Origin of the sequence: Pectobacterium quasiaquaticum (assembly GCF_014946775.2) — a bacterium.
In the GTDB taxonomy this organism is placed as follows: Bacteria; Pseudomonadota; Gammaproteobacteria; order Enterobacterales; family Enterobacteriaceae; genus Pectobacterium; species Pectobacterium aquaticum.
In genome coordinates this window covers 3,538,327-3,555,801 of record NZ_CP065177.1, presented here as the reverse complement: position 1 = coordinate 3,555,801, position 17,475 = coordinate 3,538,327, and the positions used below count along the sequence as shown (strand labels likewise).

General features: G+C 54.6%; 13 protein-coding genes and 1 pseudogene. 8 read left to right on the top strand and 6 right to left on the bottom strand.

Features of this window, described 5'->3' with window-relative positions:
- Nucleotides 1–115: 115 nt before the first annotated feature.
- The 5 genes and pseudogenes from IG609_RS16240 to rpiB form a co-directional block, all read right to left on the bottom strand.
- Nucleotides 116–1,543, bottom strand: coding sequence for a glycoside hydrolase family 1 protein (locus IG609_RS16240; protein WP_193400186.1), 1,428 nt, complete (start codon nucleotides 1,541–1,543; stop codon nucleotides 116–118).
- A gap of 58 nt (nucleotides 1,544–1,601) precedes the next feature.
- On the bottom strand, nucleotides 1,602–3,506 hold the full coding sequence (locus IG609_RS16235; protein WP_193400194.1) for a beta-glucoside-specific PTS transporter subunit IIABC: 1,905 nt from the start codon (nucleotides 3,504–3,506) through the stop codon (nucleotides 1,602–1,604).
- 365 nt (nucleotides 3,507–3,871) lie between these two features.
- Nucleotides 3,872–3,976: pseudogene (locus IG609_RS16230) on the bottom strand (transketolase-like TK C-terminal-containing protein); the annotation flags it as partial.
- Nucleotides 3,970–4,920 carry a transaldolase gene (gene tal / locus IG609_RS16225; RefSeq protein WP_193398349.1) on the bottom strand — a complete coding sequence of 317 codons (951 nt, stop codon included), beginning with the start codon at nucleotides 4,918–4,920 and terminating at the stop codon, nucleotides 3,970–3,972. The pseudogene IG609_RS16230 and the gene tal, both read right to left, overlap by 7 nt.
- A 198-nt stretch (nucleotides 4,921–5,118) precedes the next feature.
- Nucleotides 5,119–5,577, bottom strand: coding sequence for a ribose 5-phosphate isomerase B (rpiB, locus tag IG609_RS16220; RefSeq protein WP_193398350.1), 459 nt, complete (start codon nucleotides 5,575–5,577; stop codon nucleotides 5,119–5,121).
- A 542-nt stretch (nucleotides 5,578–6,119) separates the two neighbouring features.
- Here rpiB and IG609_RS16215 point away from each other — a divergent pair.
- The 8 genes from IG609_RS16215 to mtr all read left to right on the top strand — a co-directional run bounded on the left by IG609_RS16215 (nucleotide 6,120) and on the right by mtr (nucleotide 16,954).
- The gene (locus IG609_RS16215) at nucleotides 6,120–7,502 is read left to right on the top strand and encodes an MFS transporter (RefSeq protein ID WP_102118208.1); all 1,383 of its coding nucleotides are present in this window, start codon (nucleotides 6,120–6,122) and stop codon (nucleotides 7,500–7,502) included.
- A gap of 1 nt (nucleotide 7,503) precedes the next feature.
- The gene (gene lerK, locus IG609_RS16210) at nucleotides 7,504–9,276 is read left to right on the top strand and encodes an L-erythrulose kinase (RefSeq protein WP_193400184.1); all 1,773 of its coding nucleotides are present in this window, start codon (nucleotides 7,504–7,506) and stop codon (nucleotides 9,274–9,276) included.
- Nucleotides 9,273–10,052, top strand: a complete 780-nt coding sequence (lerI, locus tag IG609_RS16205; RefSeq protein ID WP_193400182.1) for an L-erythrulose-1-phosphate isomerase — start codon at nucleotides 9,273–9,275, stop codon at nucleotides 10,050–10,052. The genes lerK and lerI overlap by 4 nt, the downstream gene beginning before the upstream one ends.
- Nucleotides 10,053–10,068: 16 nt before the next feature.
- Nucleotides 10,069–10,896 carry a sugar phosphate isomerase/epimerase family protein gene (locus IG609_RS16200; RefSeq protein WP_193400180.1) on the top strand — a complete coding sequence of 276 codons (828 nt, stop codon included), beginning with the start codon at nucleotides 10,069–10,071 and terminating at the stop codon, nucleotides 10,894–10,896.
- A gap of 27 nt (nucleotides 10,897–10,923) precedes the next feature.
- Nucleotides 10,924–11,781, top strand: a complete 858-nt coding sequence (locus IG609_RS16195; protein WP_103183622.1) for a phosphogluconate dehydrogenase C-terminal domain-containing protein — start codon at nucleotides 10,924–10,926, stop codon at nucleotides 11,779–11,781.
- Nucleotides 11,782–11,982: 201 nt separating this feature from the next.
- The gene (locus tag IG609_RS16190) at nucleotides 11,983–12,945 is read left to right on the top strand and encodes a sugar-binding transcriptional regulator (protein ID WP_193398355.1); all 963 of its coding nucleotides are present in this window, start codon (nucleotides 11,983–11,985) and stop codon (nucleotides 12,943–12,945) included.
- A 259-nt stretch (nucleotides 12,946–13,204) separates the two neighbouring features.
- Nucleotides 13,205–15,484 (top strand): NADP-dependent oxaloacetate-decarboxylating malate dehydrogenase, encoded by a 2,280-nt coding sequence (gene maeB, locus IG609_RS16185; protein WP_193400178.1) that lies wholly within the window; start codon nucleotides 13,205–13,207, stop codon nucleotides 15,482–15,484.
- Nucleotides 15,485–15,760: 276 nt separating this feature from the next.
- The gene (gene mtr, locus IG609_RS16180; RefSeq protein WP_250127255.1) at nucleotides 15,761–16,954 is read left to right on the top strand and encodes a tryptophan permease; all 1,194 of its coding nucleotides are present in this window, start codon (nucleotides 15,761–15,763) and stop codon (nucleotides 16,952–16,954) included.
- A gap of 67 nt (nucleotides 16,955–17,021) precedes the next feature.
- On the opposite strand, the gene IG609_RS16175 is transcribed toward mtr, so the two are convergent.
- Nucleotides 17,022–17,474 carry a YaiI/YqxD family protein gene (locus tag IG609_RS16175; RefSeq protein ID WP_193398358.1) on the bottom strand — a complete coding sequence of 151 codons (453 nt, stop codon included), beginning with the start codon at nucleotides 17,472–17,474 and terminating at the stop codon, nucleotides 17,022–17,024.
- Nucleotide 17,475 lies beyond the last annotated feature (1 nt).

Sequence of the window (17,475 nt, the reverse complement as noted above, 5' to 3'; positions counted from 1 at the left end):
CAGTAAAATAATAACCCATTTCTTCTCTTTCATGTTGCGGGGGCGTTTTCCCGCAACATGAGTGATTCAGAGTGAGCTTATCTCTGTTTTAACAGCGTGTACCGGGGCGTCAGTATTAGGATTCCCCAGGAAATAACCGCGCGCCATTTGATGCTATGACGCCCTGATACCAGTAAAAACTTTTCTTTTTGATGCGGCGCAAATCTTTCAGCTCGAACTCATCGCGGTTCACATAGATAAATCCGTAGCGCTTACCGTAGCCCTGATGGGTGCTGACCACATCGATCGCCGACCACGGACAATAGCCAATAAGATCAACGCCATCGCTGATAGCGAGCTGCATCTGTTCAATATGACGGGCAATAAAATCGATGCGATATTGATCGTCGATCGTCCCGTCGGCCTCAAGCTTATCCGGCGCACCCATGCCATTCTCCGTAATCAGGATTGGCAGATGATAGCGCTCGTAGGTTTTACGCAGCGTTAAACGCAAACCAATGGGATCGATCACCCAGCCATAAGGCGTTTTATCGACGTGCGGATTGTCCGCCGCGCGGTAGACGCCGGGTTCGCCCAGCATGATTTGCTGATCGCCCGCGCGGGCGCTGACATCCGATGCATCGCCTTTACTGGCGGCAATGGTGGCGGTGGAGTAGTAGTTAATCGCCACGTAGTCGGGTTTGCCTGACTGCAGGATGTCGTCATCGTCGGGCAATGTCTCCGGCGCGAGGCCGCGATCTTCCAGATAGCGCCAGGCCAGCGCGTTGTAGCGGCCATGCACCGCGACATCCAGAAAGCTCCAGCAGCGCAGCGTTTCCCAGTTGTGCGCGGCGATGGCATCTTCCGGCTTGCTGGTGGCCTGATACATGGAGGTGGTGTTGATCGCCGGGCCAATCAAACCGTTGGGCGCGAGTTCGTGGCACAACGCCATGACCTGCGCCTGTGCCAGCATCATGTGATGGTTCTGCTGATACAGCACTTTTTTAGATGGCAAAACGCCACCTTCCGGCAGGCCAATCGCACCGGGGTGCAGAATCATGGTGTTCTGCTCATTAATCGTCAGCCAGTATTTCACCTTGTCGCCGAAATGCGTAAACAGCGTGCGGGCGTAGTGAACAAAGGCGTCAATTGTGGCGCGATTCTGCCAGCCGCCCTGTGCTTCCAGACAATAAGGCAAATCGAAATGGTAGAGCGTGACGACCGGCTCGATACCGTGCGCGTTCAGTTCATCAATCAGGCTGTTGTAAAACGCGATGCCCAGCGGATTTACTGCACCGGTGCCGTCGGGAAGAATACGCGTCCAGGCAATAGAGAAGCGATAGGCCTTTAATCCCAGTTCCGCAAACAGCTGCACGTCTTCTTTAAAGCGATGGTAGTGATCGCTAGCCACGGTGAAGTCGGCGGTGTTTTCCGGGTGCAGGCATTTATCAATGATCGACGGGCTTTTCCCCTCGGCCTGCCAGCCTCCTTCGACCTGATAAGCCGAGGTCGAGGCTCCCCACAGAAAGCCCGCAGGGAAGTGTTTTTGCTGTTGGTAATGCATATGTTCTCTCACATCCGGGAAGAGGCATCGGGCAGAGCACCCAATGCCTCTATGGGGATTAGGCGTTCACTTTAATGATGGTATCCAGCGAGGCGATCGGCTGTGGTGCGGTACAGACGACGCTGGCGTAGTCATCGCTGTTGATGATCACCACTGGCGTAATCGGGTCGTAGCCCAGACGCGTGATTTCATGCAGATCGAAGCTAATTAGCCTGTCGCCTGCGGTGACACGGTCGCCCGGTTTGATATGGCCGGTAAAGTGCTTGCCGTTGAGATTCACCGTATCAAGGCCGACATGAATCAGTAATTCCAGACCGTTATCTGTCCGGATACCGACGGCGTGTTTAGACTCAAGGAACGTGATGATTTCGCCACTAACCGGCGCGACGACTTCACCGTTGTCAGGAATAATCGCCACGCCTTGTCCCAGTAATCCCTGTGAGAATACGTCATCGTTGATGTCACTCAGCGCGACCAGCTTGCCGGACATCGGGCTGAGTATCGTTTGTGGTTCTGAGTGGCTTTCCGCCGCCTGCGGTTTTTTGGCGGTCTCTGTTTCCGAGGTAGACGGACCATTGGTGGTTGCTGTGGTCTCGGTTTCATCCACCGGATCGTCAAATCCCATGATCCAGGTGAGCGCAAACGTGACGACAATCGCAATGGCGCAGGTGATCAGCGCATGGACGATGTTCATCGGGTTTTCACCAATAAAGGCGGGCAGCGCCGCGAGACCCGGTGAGACGAAGGCATAGCGAACCAGCCCGGCCAGCCCGGCGTAGATCCCCGCACAGCCCCCGCCGATCATGGCGGCAATCAGCGGTTTCTTCAGTTTCAGCGTCACCCCGTACAGAGAAGGCTCGGTGATGCCCAGCAGAGCGGTGAAGCCTGCGGAAGAAGCCAGCTGTTTCAAATTCTTATTCTTGGTTTTCAGCGCTACGCACAGCGTGGCCGCACCCTGCGCAATGTTGGAGGCCAGCATGCCGGGCCCGTTGATCATCTCGAAACCGTTGCGAGTCAGCTGCGAGGTGGCAATTGGCGTCATCGCCCAGGCGGTGCCGGTGATCACCAAAAACGGTTGCAGACCGCCCATCAGCATCGGAATAAGCCAGCTCGCTTTTCCGTCAATGATCGCCGCACCGCTGGCGACCAGATCGTTGAGGAAAATCCCGAAAGGCCCAATCACCACCAGCGCGAGCGGCGCGGTAAACAACAGCACAATCATCGGCTTGGTGAAAAATTTGATCATCGAAGGCGAGATCTTTTCGGCAAACTGCTCGATGTAAGACATGATCCATACGGTAAGAATGATCGGCAATACCGATCCGGCATAGTCCGCCAGCCGTACCGGAATACCGATAAAGCTGATGGGGCCGCCGGAGGCCAGTAGCTGAGCCAGATTCGGGTGCAGCAGTGCGCCCGCAATCGTCATCGCCAGAATCGGGTTACAGGCGAACTTGATGGAGGCACCGTAAGCCAGCAGCACAGGCAGGAAGAAGAAGGCGGCATCGGAGATCGTGTCCAGCAGGCGATAGGTCGTGCTGTCGGCGGAAATTAACCCCGTCAGCTTGAGGATCGCCAGCAGCGCTTTAATCATCCCTGCGCCGGTAATCGCTGGGATAACGGGGGTGAAAGTGGTGGAAATCACGCTGATGATTTGCGAGAAAATGCCGCCTTTCTTCTGCGGTTCTTTACTGCTGGCAGTGCGTTGGCCGTTCATCTCGCCAATCTCGTTCAAAATCGCGCGATAGGTGATTTGGACATCGTTGCCGATGACCACCTGAAACTGACCGCCGCGATCGACCACGCTGATAACGCCGGGGAGTTTGGCAATTGCGTCTGCCTGTACGGCATCGCTGTCGTTGAACTCAAAGCGTAAGCGGGTAGCGCAGTGGGTCAGCTTGCTGACGTTCTGCTTGCCGCCGCTTAACGCGAGGATGTCGACTCCAAGTTTTTGATAATTCATTTTTTGATAATTCATAGCTTTACCCTGTGTTGACGCCAATTAGGCCAAAAAAAAAGACCAAAATAAAAATGCACCTCTAAAAAAGAGGAAATGCATTTTTATTTTGGTCTTGCCTGCCGGAGCAGTAGCACGCCGCGATAAAAATAGGCTGGTGCAACTTATGGTGTTGCGCCGCAATATCAGCATGCGGCGCTGGAGTCATGCAATGTGCTCAGATGAATTAATTGATCTGGATCACAAACAATAGCGCGGTTTGCGATCCTTTTGTGCACGATATCGCAGTCTACTACCGGTGTTTTACTGCATCGTCAGTTTACCGAACCGCCGCTTTACTTCAGCAGCGCCTGCGCTTTTTCGACCACGTTATCGAACGCATCCGTAGACGGCATGGACACTACGCGCACCTTGCGGCCTGCGGCAGTCAATTTGTCATACGCGCCGACAGCCAGTTCGACTCCAGACGTTACAGCTTGGCCGCCAGCAGCGCTTCCAGCTTTTGTTGATCGGCAGCGAACAGACGAATGCCTTCCGCCAGTTTATCGACGGCCATCGCATCCTGACAGTGTTCCCAGCGGAACTCGGCTTCAGACAGTGGCGAAGGTGGATTGAACGCTTCGGTCGACGGCGTCAGTTGGCATTCGACTGGGGCATGGCTGTTTTTCAATTGCTCCAGCAGCGTGGGGGAAATCGTCAGGCGATCGCATCCCGCCAGCGCCAGAATCTGTTCCACTTTGCGGAAGCTGGCACCCATGATCACGGTTTGGTAGCGATGGCGTTTGTAGTAGTCATAAATATGACGCACGGAGATCACGCCAGGATCGCTCTCAGCCTGATAGTCGCGGGTGGGCTGCTTTTCCTGATGCCAGTCATAAATCCGACCAACAAACGGCGAGATCAGAAAGACACCCGCTTCAGCGCAGGCACGCGCCTGAGCAAACGAGAACAGCAGCGTCAGGTTGCAGTTTATCCCTTCTTTTTCCAGCTCTTCAGCCGCGCGAATCCCTTCCCAGGTGGCGGCAAGTTTGATCAGAATGCGCGAGCGCGGAATGTCTTTTTCCTGATACATCCCAATGAGTTTGCGTGCTTTGGCGACGCACATACCGCGATCGAACGAGAGGCGGGCATCCACTTCGGTGGAGATGCGCCCTGGAATGCTTTTCAGCACTTCTGCACCGATATTCACAGCCAGTCGGTCGCTGGCGTTGATGAGGCGCGTTTCCGGACTACCGCCTTGCTGGTTTGCATAGGCGATCGCGTCATCAAACAGCGGTTGATACTGGGGCAAGGTGGCGGCTTTTAGAATCAGTGACGGATTTGTGGTGGCATCTTGCGGTGAAAATTGACAAATAGAGTCGATATCGCCGCTATCGGCGACCACCGCGGTAAACTGCTTAAGGGCTTCTAATTGATTCATGACTGAGCTCCTTGGTGTAAAAGAAGAATGGCATGCGTAAAACAGAGCTAACACACTGCGCCATGAGGTCGTGAAATAACATGCGCTTTTTCCGATTGCTGCGGTTGGGCTCTTTCGACGGAACGCATAAGTCGGTTGAACGGACGGTAAGACTGACGGCCAGCCAGTCTGGGGATAGCCACGGGCCGTCAGACAGGATTACCGGTGATTTTCTTGGTGTTCGTAGTAGCTGATTTTCTCGACTTTCGGTGCCGATCCGCCGCCTTCAAACTCGGCATCCAGCCAGGCACCGACAATCTCTTTTGCCAGTTCAGGGCCGATAACCCGAGCGCCCAGTGCGATCACCTGCGCATCGTTACTCTTTCTGGCTCGCTGAGCGGAATAGGTGTCATGGCACTGAGCGGCACGAATGCCATTGACCTTGTTAGCCACGATACTCATGCCGATCCCGGTGCCGCACAGCAGGATCCCACGTTGGTGCTTACCGTCTTTGATCGCGTGTGCCAGCATGTAGGCAACATCGGGGTAGATCGGGTTTTCCCCAGTGGGATCGTAACTGTAGTCGGTCACCGTCAGCCCCTTCTGCTGTAAATAATCAGTAATCGTGTTTTTCAGATCAATCGCGGCGCTGTCTGCACCAATTGCAATCGAGAGCATATCTATCTCCTGCCTAGCTGAGGGTCAAAGTGAGCCTGATATGTCGCTTTCGCTAAGTTGTTTATAAAAACATGAATAAACAGACGCTAACGAGAATCTCTCTACATGATTCCGTACATTTCCGGCCTTTTCATGGCTAAACATATACCGCTTTTTTCAAATGTTCAATGTGTGATTATTTGTTTTTTGTTTTCTCGGAGAGGAAACGATGATTCAAAGAGTGATCTTGGTCACTTTTGCGGCTTTTAAGGCGATATTTTACCTTTTTGATACATATTTAGATCATGCTCACAATTTTTAAACAGAGAGATAGGCAAAAGACTGGGGCAAATATATCGTTCATATGTTCATTTAGTGTGTTAATGATCTAAATCTTTAGAGGGCATAACAATGTGTCAGACCTGCATGCAAACCATAAAAAAGACAACGAACAACAAAGGTCACACCGGGTATCGAATGACGAAAGAGGATGAAATGCAGGAACAGCCTGGCGTAGAGGCAATGACAGGGAAGGGGTTGGCTATCGGTAGTAAGGGGGCTGTATGAGTAAAGTATCGGCTGCTGCAACGGCGGGGCAATCTGCCACAAAACCGTCCACCACCACACCATCTGCTGTAGAACAATCGGCCATTCGCAAGATCTCCTGGCGTTTGGTGCCTTTCGTCGGCTTGATGTTTTTCATTAACTTCCTCGATCGTACGGCTATTTCGTTCGCGGGACCGAATGGCATGAACACCGATCTTGCGCTCACCGTGGCGCAGTTCGGACTGGCTTCTGGCATTTTCTTCATTGGTTATATTCTGCTGGAAGTCCCAAGTAATCTGGCGCTGCACCGTTTCGGCGCGCGCAAATGGCTGTCACGCATTATGGTGTCGTGGGGCATCGTGTCATTGCTGTTTACCTGGGTAAGCAGTCTTGAAGGGTTGTATATCCTACGTTTCCTGCTGGGGATTGCGGAGGCGGGCTTTTTCCCTGGCGCGATCTTGTTCCTCAGTATGTGGGTGCCTGCCCGCTACCGTAGCAGGATCCTGTCACTGTTCTATCTGGCACAGCCGCTGACGGTGGTGTTAGGCGCGCCGCTGGCTGCCTGGTTGATTGAGCAGCATGGCCTGTTCGGATTGTCCGGTTGGCGGGTGATGTTCCTCGGTGTCTCTGTTCCCGCCATTATTGTTGGACTCATTACCTGGTTCTATCTGGTGGATCGTCCGGCCGATGCCAAGTGGCTGAATGCCGATGAAAAACGCTGGCTGGTCAGTGAACTGGAAAGCGAGCATGCCACCAAAAATCACAGCAAACACCCTGGCGTGATGACCGTGATGTTCAACAAACGCGTCTGGGTACTGTGCCTGATTTACTTCGGTTTTATTTACGGCCTCTACGCGCTGGCGTTCTTCCTGCCCACAATTATCGCGGGTTTCCAACAGCAGTTCGGCACGACGTTCAACGTCATGGATAAAGGGCTGATTACCGCGATCCCTTACTTGCCTGCGGCCATCGTGATGTATTTCTGGTCGCGTGATGCAACGCGCCGCGGTTGTCGTTCATGGCACATCGCCATCCCAGCGTTGACCGGTGCGATCAGCATTCCGCTGGCGCTGTTTATGGAATCCCCGACGGCGACCATTGCGGTGATTACCGTAACGGCCTGCTCCATCTTCGCTGCGCTACCTAACTTTTGGACGTTACCAACTCAGTTCCTGACGGGCGCATCAGCGGCGGCGGCCATCGCACTCATCAACACCATTGGTAATGTCGCTGGGTTCTCCGCGGGATACATCACCGGTGCGGTGCGGGGCGTAACCGGAACCTACGTGATGCCTATGATGATTGTCGGCGGGTTTATGCTGCTTTCCGCCGTGTTAATGGTTCTGCTTAGTCGTTCGGATCGGGTATCGAAAGCCGCCTCAGTAACACAGGAGCATTAATATGACGTATTTGTTCAACCAACCTTCCGCCTTTGCCCGAGAACTGACCGAAGGCTTTGCGGCGGCGCATGCTGACAAAGTGCGTCAAGTGCTTGGCGGCGTGGTCAGAAGCACTCGCAGCCGTGAAGGTGGGGTCGCTATTGTGGTCGGGGGTGGCTCCGGCCACTACCCGGCGTTTGCCGGACTGGTCGGGCAGGGGCTGGCGCACGGCGCGGCGATGGGCAACCTGTTTGCTTCGCCATCAGCCCAGCAGATCTGCTCCGTCGCCCGAGCGGCACACAATGGTGGTGGCGTACTGCTGACGTTCGGTAACTATGCGGGCGATGTGCTTCATTTCGGACAGGCTAAGGCGCGTCTGAATGCGGAAGGTATCCCGTGTGAGCTGCTGGCAGTTACCGATGATATTTCCAGTGCGCCACTGGATGAATGGCAAAAGCGTCGCGGGGTAGCGGGCGATCTGATGGTTTTTAAGGCGGCCTCTGCGGCGGCGGAAGCGGGCTATGATTTGGCCGCTGTGCTTGAGGTTGCCGAGCGCGCCAACCAGCGTACCCGCTCGCTCGGCGTGGCCTTCTCTGGCTGTACCCTGCCGGGCGCGGAACACCCGTTGTTCACCGTTCCTGAAGGAATGATGGCGGTAGGCATGGGGATTCACGGCGAACCGGGTATCCGTGATGTCCTTATTTCAACCGCTGATGAACTGGCTGAGCTGTTGGTCAGTTCACTGTTGAAAGAGGTACCGCAAGGCATCACGACGCTCTCCGGACAGCGGATTAGCGTGGTACTCAACGGCCTCGGCGGGGTGAAATACGAAGAATTGTTTGTGGTTTATCGCCGCGTTTCACAACTGCTGGTTGAGCAGGGGCTGACGGTGGTCGAGCCGGAAGTCGGTGAGCTGGTAACTAGCTTTGATATGGCGGGTCTATCGCTCACGTTGTTCTGGCTGGATGAGGAACTAGAACGTTTCTGGCGTGCGCCTGCGGATGCACCGGCATTCCGTAAAGGCAGTATGTCTCCCGCCGAACCGCTGGCTGAGCGGACATTCACGGCAGAACTCGATGTGATCCCAGTCGCGACGGCGGCATCGAAAGCAGCGGCACACTGTGTTGCGGCGGCGTTGAACGCGGCGCGTGACATTGTACTGGCTAACGTCACCGAGTTGGGCCGTATCGATGCCATTGCCGGAGATGGCGATCACGGCATTGGTATGGAGCGCGGGGTGATTGCCGCGGCGGAAAAAGCGGCGGAGATGCTGGAACGGCAGGCGGGGGCCGGCACGTTATTGCAACGTGCGGCAGATGCCTGGGCCGATCGCGCAGGAGGAACGTCTGGCGCAATCTGGGGCGTCGCGTTGAATGCGCTGGGAACGGTGTTGGGTGATGAGCAGCGTCCTGACGGTCGCCGCGTGGCTGACGGTATACGTCAGGCCAAAGAGAGCGTGATGCATTTCGGTAAAGCGAAACCGGGGGATAAAACGCTGGTGGATGCACTCATCCCCTTTAGTTTGGCACTGACGCAACGAGTCGAAGCGGGAATGCGCTTGCCAGAAGCCTGGCAGCAGGCTGCACAGTGTGCCCAACAGGCCGCTGACGACACGGCACAGCTGTTACCCAAAATTGGTCGCGCACGCCCGCTGGCAGAAAAAAGCCTGGGAACGCCCGATGCGGGGGCGATATCGCTAGCCATGATCCTTGATGCGGTGTCAGCCGTGTTGAACAGCGATACGACGCCGACTCTTTCGTATCAGACGACGGCGCAAGCGGAGAATGAGCGATGAGTTCGCGCAAATTAACGCTGGGCGTCAGCCTGAAAATGTATTTCGGCTACCAGCAGACACTCGACTGGTGCCAGCACATTCAGGCGATGGTGGCACAGCATCCATTATCGTCACTGCCTTCGGTCAGGCTATTTGTTCTGCCCGCTTTTCCGACGTTAGCGCCCGTTGTGCAGCGCTTTGCCGAGTCACCCGTTCATGTCGGTGCACAAGATCTGCACTGGGCGGATAACGGAGCCTTCACCGGAGAAGTGAGCGGCACCATGCTACATGAAATGGGGTGTCGCTATGTCGAAATCGGGCATGCCGAGCGCCGCCGCTATTTTGGTGAAACGGATGAACATTTCGCGCTGAAAACGGCGGCGGCCTGGCGTAATGGGCTAACGCCGGTACTGTGCGTAGGCGAGGAGAAACGTGGCTCGACGCAACAAGCCATCGACACCTGTCAGGCTCAATTAGACGCGGCACTGAATCTGGCCCAGAAGCAAGAGCTGACGGGCGATCTGGTACTGGCGTATGAACCGCAGTGGGCGATTGGTAGTACGGAGCCCGCCCCGACAGCGTACATCAGCGAGGTCTGTCAGGCATTAAAACAGCATTTTCCAACACAGGCTGGCGTGCGTGAGGGACGAATTATTTATGGCGGCAGCGCCGGGCCGGGATTGCTGAGTCAGCTTGGCGATTCGGCTGATGGCCTGTTTCTGGGGCGTTTTGCCCACGATCCGGCGGCGTTTAACGCCATTATGGATGAAGCCTTCACGCTCGGCTCGCAGGCGTAAGTGAGAGGAAATAAATATGGCAATTGGATTAAGTACCTATGCGTTCTTCTGGCGAGCCTCTTCCCGCGTGCCGAATCCGCTGGGATTGCAAGCGATGCTGGAGCAAACGGCAGAGTCTGGTGCAGGCGTTTTCCAGATTTGTGATTACGCCGCGGTGGAAGCGCTCTCGTCCACCGAGTTGGAAAAACTGCGACAGCACGCCGCCGATCTCGGTATTCAACTGGAACTGGGAACACGAGGACTTGCTACGGATCACCTGACGTGCTATCTCACGATGGCGCGTGCGCTGGATGTCCGTTTTATCCGCACCATGTTCAACACAGCAACACATAAGCCGACACAAGACGAGGCGCTTACGTTACTGCGTCAGGTGCTGCCTGAGTTTGAGCAGCACAATATCCAACTGGGATTGGAAACTTATGAGCAGGTAAGAACGCGCGACGTGCTGGCGGTCGTTGACGCCATCGACAGTCCGGCGCTGGGAATTTGTCTCGATCCTGGCAACTGTGTTGCCGCCCTGGAATATCCGCGTGAGGTGATTGAACTAACGGCCTCGCGGGTAGTTAACCTGCACATCAAAGATTTTGCGTTTGCCCGTCAGGAAGGTTGGGTGGGCTTTACCTATTCCGGCTGTCTGCTCGGAACTGGCCTGCTGGATTACGACGCACTTCACCAGATCGTTCGTCCAAACGAGCGAAACATTAATCAGATCGTCGAGCATTGGCTGCCGTGGCAGGCCAATGCGGAAGAAACGTGCCGTCTGGAAGACGCCTGGACGCGCCATAGCCTGAATTATCTCTACACGTGCAATCCCGATGCGAACCGTTCATCACACATTCTTTGAATATCCCAAATCCGAGGAGTAACAATCATGGCTGCTGAATTGAAAACCATTACCGTACTGGGCGCTGGCGGCAAAATGGGCATGCGTATCTCTGCCAATTTCCAGAAAAGTGACTATCAGGTGTTTTACTGCGAGAACTCACCGCGTGCGCAGGAGCAAGTGGTTGCCGCGGGCAGAGAATTGTCCGTTGCTGAGCAGGTGATTCCTGAAAGCGATGTCGTGATCTTGGCTGTGCCAGATATTGCGCTGAAGGTGGTCTCCGGACTGGTTGTCCCGCAGATGAAAAGCAACGCGGTGTTGCTGACGCTGGACCCGGCGGCGGCCTATGCCAACCTTATCGCCAAGCGTGATGATATCGATTACGCCGTTGCCCATCCGTGCCATCCTTCCGTATTTCTGGATCGCTTCACGCCGGAAGAACATGCCGATGCATTTGGCGGCGTGGCCGCGCCACAGCACGTTGCCGCCTCTTATGAGGCGGGCAGTGACGAGCAGAAAGCTGAACTGGCTCGCGTGGTGAAAGTGATGTATGGCCCAGTGCTTGATGTGCACTGGGTGACGGTAAAACAGCTGGCCTATCTGGAACCGACGCTGGTTGAAACCGTCGCCTGTATGGTTGGCACGTTGATGAAAGAAGCGCTGGATGAAACTATCAACACGATTGGTGTACCGGAGGCCGCGGCGAAAGCTATGCTTTATGGACACATTCAGATCGCGCTGGCGGTGGCTTTCCGCAGCACGAATCCGTTCTCGGATGCTTGTATGATCGCGATTGAATACGGTAAAGAGAACATCATCAAGCCAGATTGGAAGAAGATTTTCGATGAGAAAGAGCTCGATCTGGTGATTGCCAAAATGCTGAAGATTGATGCGATTCAACGGTAATATCCTGCCGCTGTCTGAGCCAGCCTTTTGGGCTGGCTTACGGCACGGCGGCCTTTGTTCGTTTGCGTCACCGTCAGGGATCATCGCGCCGGGCTTGAGCCTCTCTTCCCGGCATGCAACAATTATTCATCGCGACGGTTTTCATCTGTAGACACAGCGTCTGTATAAACCGATCCCATTGCGTAAGGAAAATGTGACCAGATGGAAAAACAATCAGGATCTCAGGAAAGCGAACTTCTGACTGAAATCGCCGTGGCTTATTATCAGGACGAAATTACTCAGGAAGAGATTGCCAAGAAATTTGGTATTTCGCGCATTAAAGTCGGGCGCTTGCTGAAACGAGCGAAAGAAGAAGGCATTGTTGAAATTACCGTGCGCTATCATCCGGTCTTCAGCACGCGTCTTGAACAGCAGATGCTGGAGCGCTTTTCGATCAAGCGCGCCTTGATTGCGTTAGATCATCAGGATGAAGAGGAACAGCGGCGGCAGGTTGCAGCGCTGGTTTCTAACTATCTGGCGCTGTCGTTGAAAGACGATACGGTGGTGGCGGTGGGGCAGGGGCGTAATGTGGCGGCGGTCGCAGATCATGTGAGCAATGTGGCGGAACGCAATTGCCGCTTTATCTGCGGTATCGGTGGAACACACCGTCCCGGCGATGCGATTAACGCCGACCATATCAGCCGCCGTCTGGCAAAGAAATTCGGTGGCAGCAGCGAAACGCTGTATTCACCCGCTTATGTCGAAAACCGGGCGCTGAAAGAAGCCTTCATGCAAAACGGCACCATTAAGGAAACGCTGGATCGGGCGCGCAAGGCCGATATCGCGCTGGTGGGCATTGGGGATATGAACGAGAACAGCTACATGGTTAAACTCGGCTGGTTCACCCCGCATGAAATTATTGATGCCAGCCTCAATCAGGGTGTGATTGGCGATATCGCCGGATATGACTTCTTTAACGCGCAGGGCCAGCATGTGGATACGGTGATGAACGAACGGGTGATTGGCGTGAGTATTGAAGAGCTACATAAAATCCCCTGTGTGATTGCCATTGCGTCTGAAAATACCAAAGCCTTAGCGATTCTTGGCGCGCTGCGCACCGGAGCCATCGATATTATCGCCACCAGCGCAGGCAACATTCGTACTATTCTGAATATGATGCAGTAACCTCTCTTTCTCTGTTGCGTGGTGTGTTTGCATCACGCGACGATCCTCCCCGTTTTCTCTGAATCTCTCTCAATTATCCCGCCTGGTGTCTTCGACGCTAGCTGCAAGTTGAACAAAAAACCGTCAAATAAAATAACTATATTAACCAGCATTCCCCCTCAGTTTTTGCCATCCTCGGTAGTTTAGCCATACGCAAACACTATACTGGGTACTCTTGACCCTACAGACACAACACAACAAAACCGAAAAGGTACATAAGATGGATGAACAGCTAAAGCAAAGCGCCCTTGATTTCCACCAGTATCCGATCCCCGGCAAAATTCAGGTTTCCCCGACTAAGCCGCTGGCAACGCAGCGCGATCTGGCGCTGGCGTATTCTCCCGGCGTTGCGGCTCCCTGTCTGGAAATTGCGGCAGATCCGCTGGCAGCCTACAAATATACCGCGCGCGGCAATCTGGTCGCCGTGATCTCTAACGGAACGGCTGTTCTGGGCCTCGGCAATATCGGCGCACTGGCGGGTAAGCCTGTGATGGAAGGCAAAGGCGTTCTGTTCAAAAAATTCTCTGGCATTGATGTTTTCGATATCGAAGTCGACGAGCTGGATCCGGACAAACTGATCGACGTGATCGCCGCGCTGGAGCCGACGTTCGGCGGTATCAATCTGGAAGACATCAAGGCACCTGAGTGTTTCTACATCGAGAAGAAACTGCGTGAACGCATGAAGATTCCCGTCTTCCATGACGATCAGCACGGCACCGCCATCATTTGTACTGCCGCCGTTCTGAACGGCTTGCGCGTAGTGGACAAAAATATCTCTGATGTGCGCCTGGTGGTGTCCGGTGCGGGCGCGGCGTCTATCGCTTGTCTGAACCTGCTGGTGGCGCTGGGTCTCCAGAAGCACAACATTGTGGTGTGCGATTCGCGCGGCGTGATTTTCCACGGCCGTGACGAAAATATGGAAGAAACCAAGGCCGCTTACGCCATTGAAGATAAAGGTGCCCGCAAGCTGGCTGACGTGATCCCTGATGCGGATATTTTCCTCGGTTGCTCTGGTCCCGGTGTACTAACGCCGGAGATGGTGAAAACCATGGCACCGCGCCCGCTGATCATGGCGTTGGCAAATCCGGAACCAGAAATTCTGCCGCCGCTGGCGAAGGAAGTGCGACCGGATGCGATTATTTGTACCGGCCGTTCTGACTACCCGAATCAGGTGAACAACGTACTGTGCTTCCCGTTCATCTTCCGTGGTGCGCTGGATGTGGGCGCGACCACGATTAACGAAGAGATGAAGCTGGCTTGCGTGCACGCGATTGCCGATCTGGCGCTGGCAGAGCAGAGTGAAGTGGTTGCCTCTGCCTACGGCGATCAGGAGTTGTCGTTTGGCCCAGATTACCTGATCCCGAAACCGTTCGATCCACGCCTGATCATCAAGATCGCACCAGCGGTAGCGAAGGCAGCGATGGATTCCGGCGTGGCGACGCGTCCGATCGAAGATTTCGATGCCTATATCGAAAAACTGACCCAGTTCGTCTACAAAACCAACCTGTTCATGAAGCCGATTTTCGCGCAGGCGCGTCAGCAGCCGAAACGCGTGGTATTCGCGGAAGGTGAAGATGCGCGCGTGCTACACGCCACGCAGGAGCTGGTGACGCTGGGTCTGGCTTTCCCGATTCTGATTGGTCGTCCGAGCGTCATCGAAATGCGTCTGCAAAAACTGGGACTACAGCTGACCATCGGTAAAGATTTCGAAGTGGTCAATAACGAATCGGATCCGCGCTTCAAAGAATACTGGAGCGAGTATTTCGAGCTGATGAAGCGTCGCGGTGTGTCGCAGGAAAAAGCGCAGCGTGCGGTGATCGGAAACCCAACGCTGATTGGATCGATCATGGTTCACCGTGGCGAAGCGGACGCGCTGATTTGCGGCACGATTGGCACGTATGAAGAGCATTTCGACGTGGTTGAGAAAGTGTTCGGTTACCGCGAGGGCGTCCATGCGGCGGGGGCGATGAACGCGCTGATGCTACCGAGCGGCAACACCTTTATCGCTGATACCTACGTCAACGCGGATCCGACGCCGGAACAGCTGGCGGAAATCACGCTGATGGCAGCAGAAAGCGTACGCCGTTTTGGTATCGAGCCGAAAGTCGCGCTGCTGTCGCATTCCAGCTTCGGCACTTCGGATTCTCCGACGGCGCAGAAGATGCGTGCCACGCTGGCACTGGTCAACAAGCTGGCACCCGAACTCGAGATCGACGGCGAGATGCACGGTGACGCCGCGCTGGTGGAAGCGATCCGCCGCGAGCAAATGCCGGACAGCCCGCTGAAAGGATCGGCTAACATCCTGATCATGCCGAACATGGAGTCTGCGCGTATCAGCTATAACCTGCTACGCGTTTCCTCTTCAGAAGGCGTGACGGTAGGGCCGGTACTGATGGGTATTTCAAAACCAGTACACATCCTGACGCCGATTGCCTCCGTGCGCCGGATCGTGAACATGGTCGCACTGGCAGTGGTAGAAGCACAAACTCAGCCGCTGTAAGCCATTTCCTGTCATACAGACAAACCCAGCCAGAAGTCGGCTGGGTTTTTTTATTTATCGCAATTTATCGACCAAATAGTCGCCTGACTAAGATGAATCAATGGAATAATTTTGGTTTTATGCCATGATCCCGCCTCGTCTTTAGGGGGAAGCTCCCCCGGACTTGATAAAAAAACCAACGAGCGACTATCGGTTATGGCAACACGTGCAGTGAGCGAGAATACAGTAGAAAAAAGCAGTACAGGAAAGCGTCTTTCTTCGCTGTTTGGCGGGTCGATGATTATTGCTGGGACGATTATTGGCGCTGGGATGTTTTCCCTGCCGGTGGTGATGTCGGGAGCCTGGTTTTTCTGGTCATTGGCCGTGTTGGTGTTTACCTGGTTTTGCATGTATCACTCGGGGTTGATGATACTGGAGGCGAACCTTAATTATCCGACTGGTTCCAGCTTCGATACGCTGACTAAAGATCTGCTAGGTAAGACTTGGAATGTGATTAACGGCATATCGATTGCCTTTGTCCTCTATATTCTGACTTACGCCTACATTTCGGCGAGTGGTTCCATTATCCATCACACGCTTGCTGAGATGTCGGTTGATTTCTCTGCACGCATTGGTGGTTTCTTGTTTGCGCTGTTTGTCGCGTTGACCGTGTGGTGGAGTACCGCGGCAGTGAGCCGCATGACCGCTTTTTTTCTGGCAGCAAAGGTACTGACCTTTTTCATGACGTTCGGCAGCCTGCTGTGGAATGTGAAGCCAACGGTATTGTTGAATGTGGCGGAGCCGGTACCCAGCTATCTGCCTTATGTACTGATGACGCTGCCATTCTGCCTGGCGTCTTTTGGTTTTCATGGCAACGTCCCCAGCCTGGTGAAGCATTACGGCCGTGAACCGCAGATCATCAAGCGCTGCCTGTTTATTGGCAGTTTGCTGGCGCTAGTGATGTATGCCATCTGGCTGATTGGCACGATGGGGAATATTTCTCGCCCTGATTTTATCGGAATTGCGGAGCAGGGTGGGAATATTGACGTGCTGGTACAGGCGTTGGGGGGAGTGTTGAATAGCCCTTATCTGAATGTGCTGCTGACCGTCTTTTCCAATTTTGCTGTGGCCTGTTCGTTTCTCGGCGTGACGCTGGGGCTGTTTGATTATCTGGCAGATTTGCTGAAATTTGACGATAGTCGAATGGGGAGAGCCAAAACAGCGCTGGTGACCTTTCTGCCGCCGGTCATCGGTGGCCTGCTATATCCGAACGGCTTTATTTATGCGATTGGCTTTGCCGGGCTGGCCGCTACGGTGTGGGCGGTGATTACGCCTGCGTTGCTGGCTCGTGCGTCGCGCGTCCGCTTCGGTAACCCGCTGTTTCGCGTGCGGGGCGGTAATGCGATGGTTGCGCTGGTGCTGCTATTTGGCATCGGCACCGCGCTGATACATATTCTTTCCAGCCTCGATCTGCTGCCAGTGTATCGCTAAGTCAGTATCGCCATCCTGCTTTGCCTGTCAAAAGCAGCAAATGCGGGATGGCGAGAGCTTCAGGTCATTATGGCTTTTTTGACTGCTGCAACCACTTGTCCAGCTCATTCGCGAACTGCTGACGGTCCCGCTGGTTTAATGCGCTGGGGCCACCGGTTTGTATCCCGCTGGCTCGCATGGTATCCATAAAGTCCCGCATGTTCAGGCGTTCCCGAATGGTATCCGGCGTATAGCGCTCTCCGCGCGGATTCAACGCGACGCCGCCTTTTTCTATCACTTCCGATGCCAGCGGAATATCCGCAGTGATCACCAGATCGCCGGCTTCAACGCGTTGCACAATCTCATTGTCGGCAACGTCAAAACCCGCCGAGACGCGCAGCGTGCGGATAAAGCGTGAGGGTGGCACTTTTATGGTCTGGTTGGCGACCAGCGTGATCTGCATTTGTGTGCGATCCGCCGCGCGAAATAGCACTTCTTTAATGACGTTAGGACAGGCGTCAGCGTCTACCCAAATCTGCATG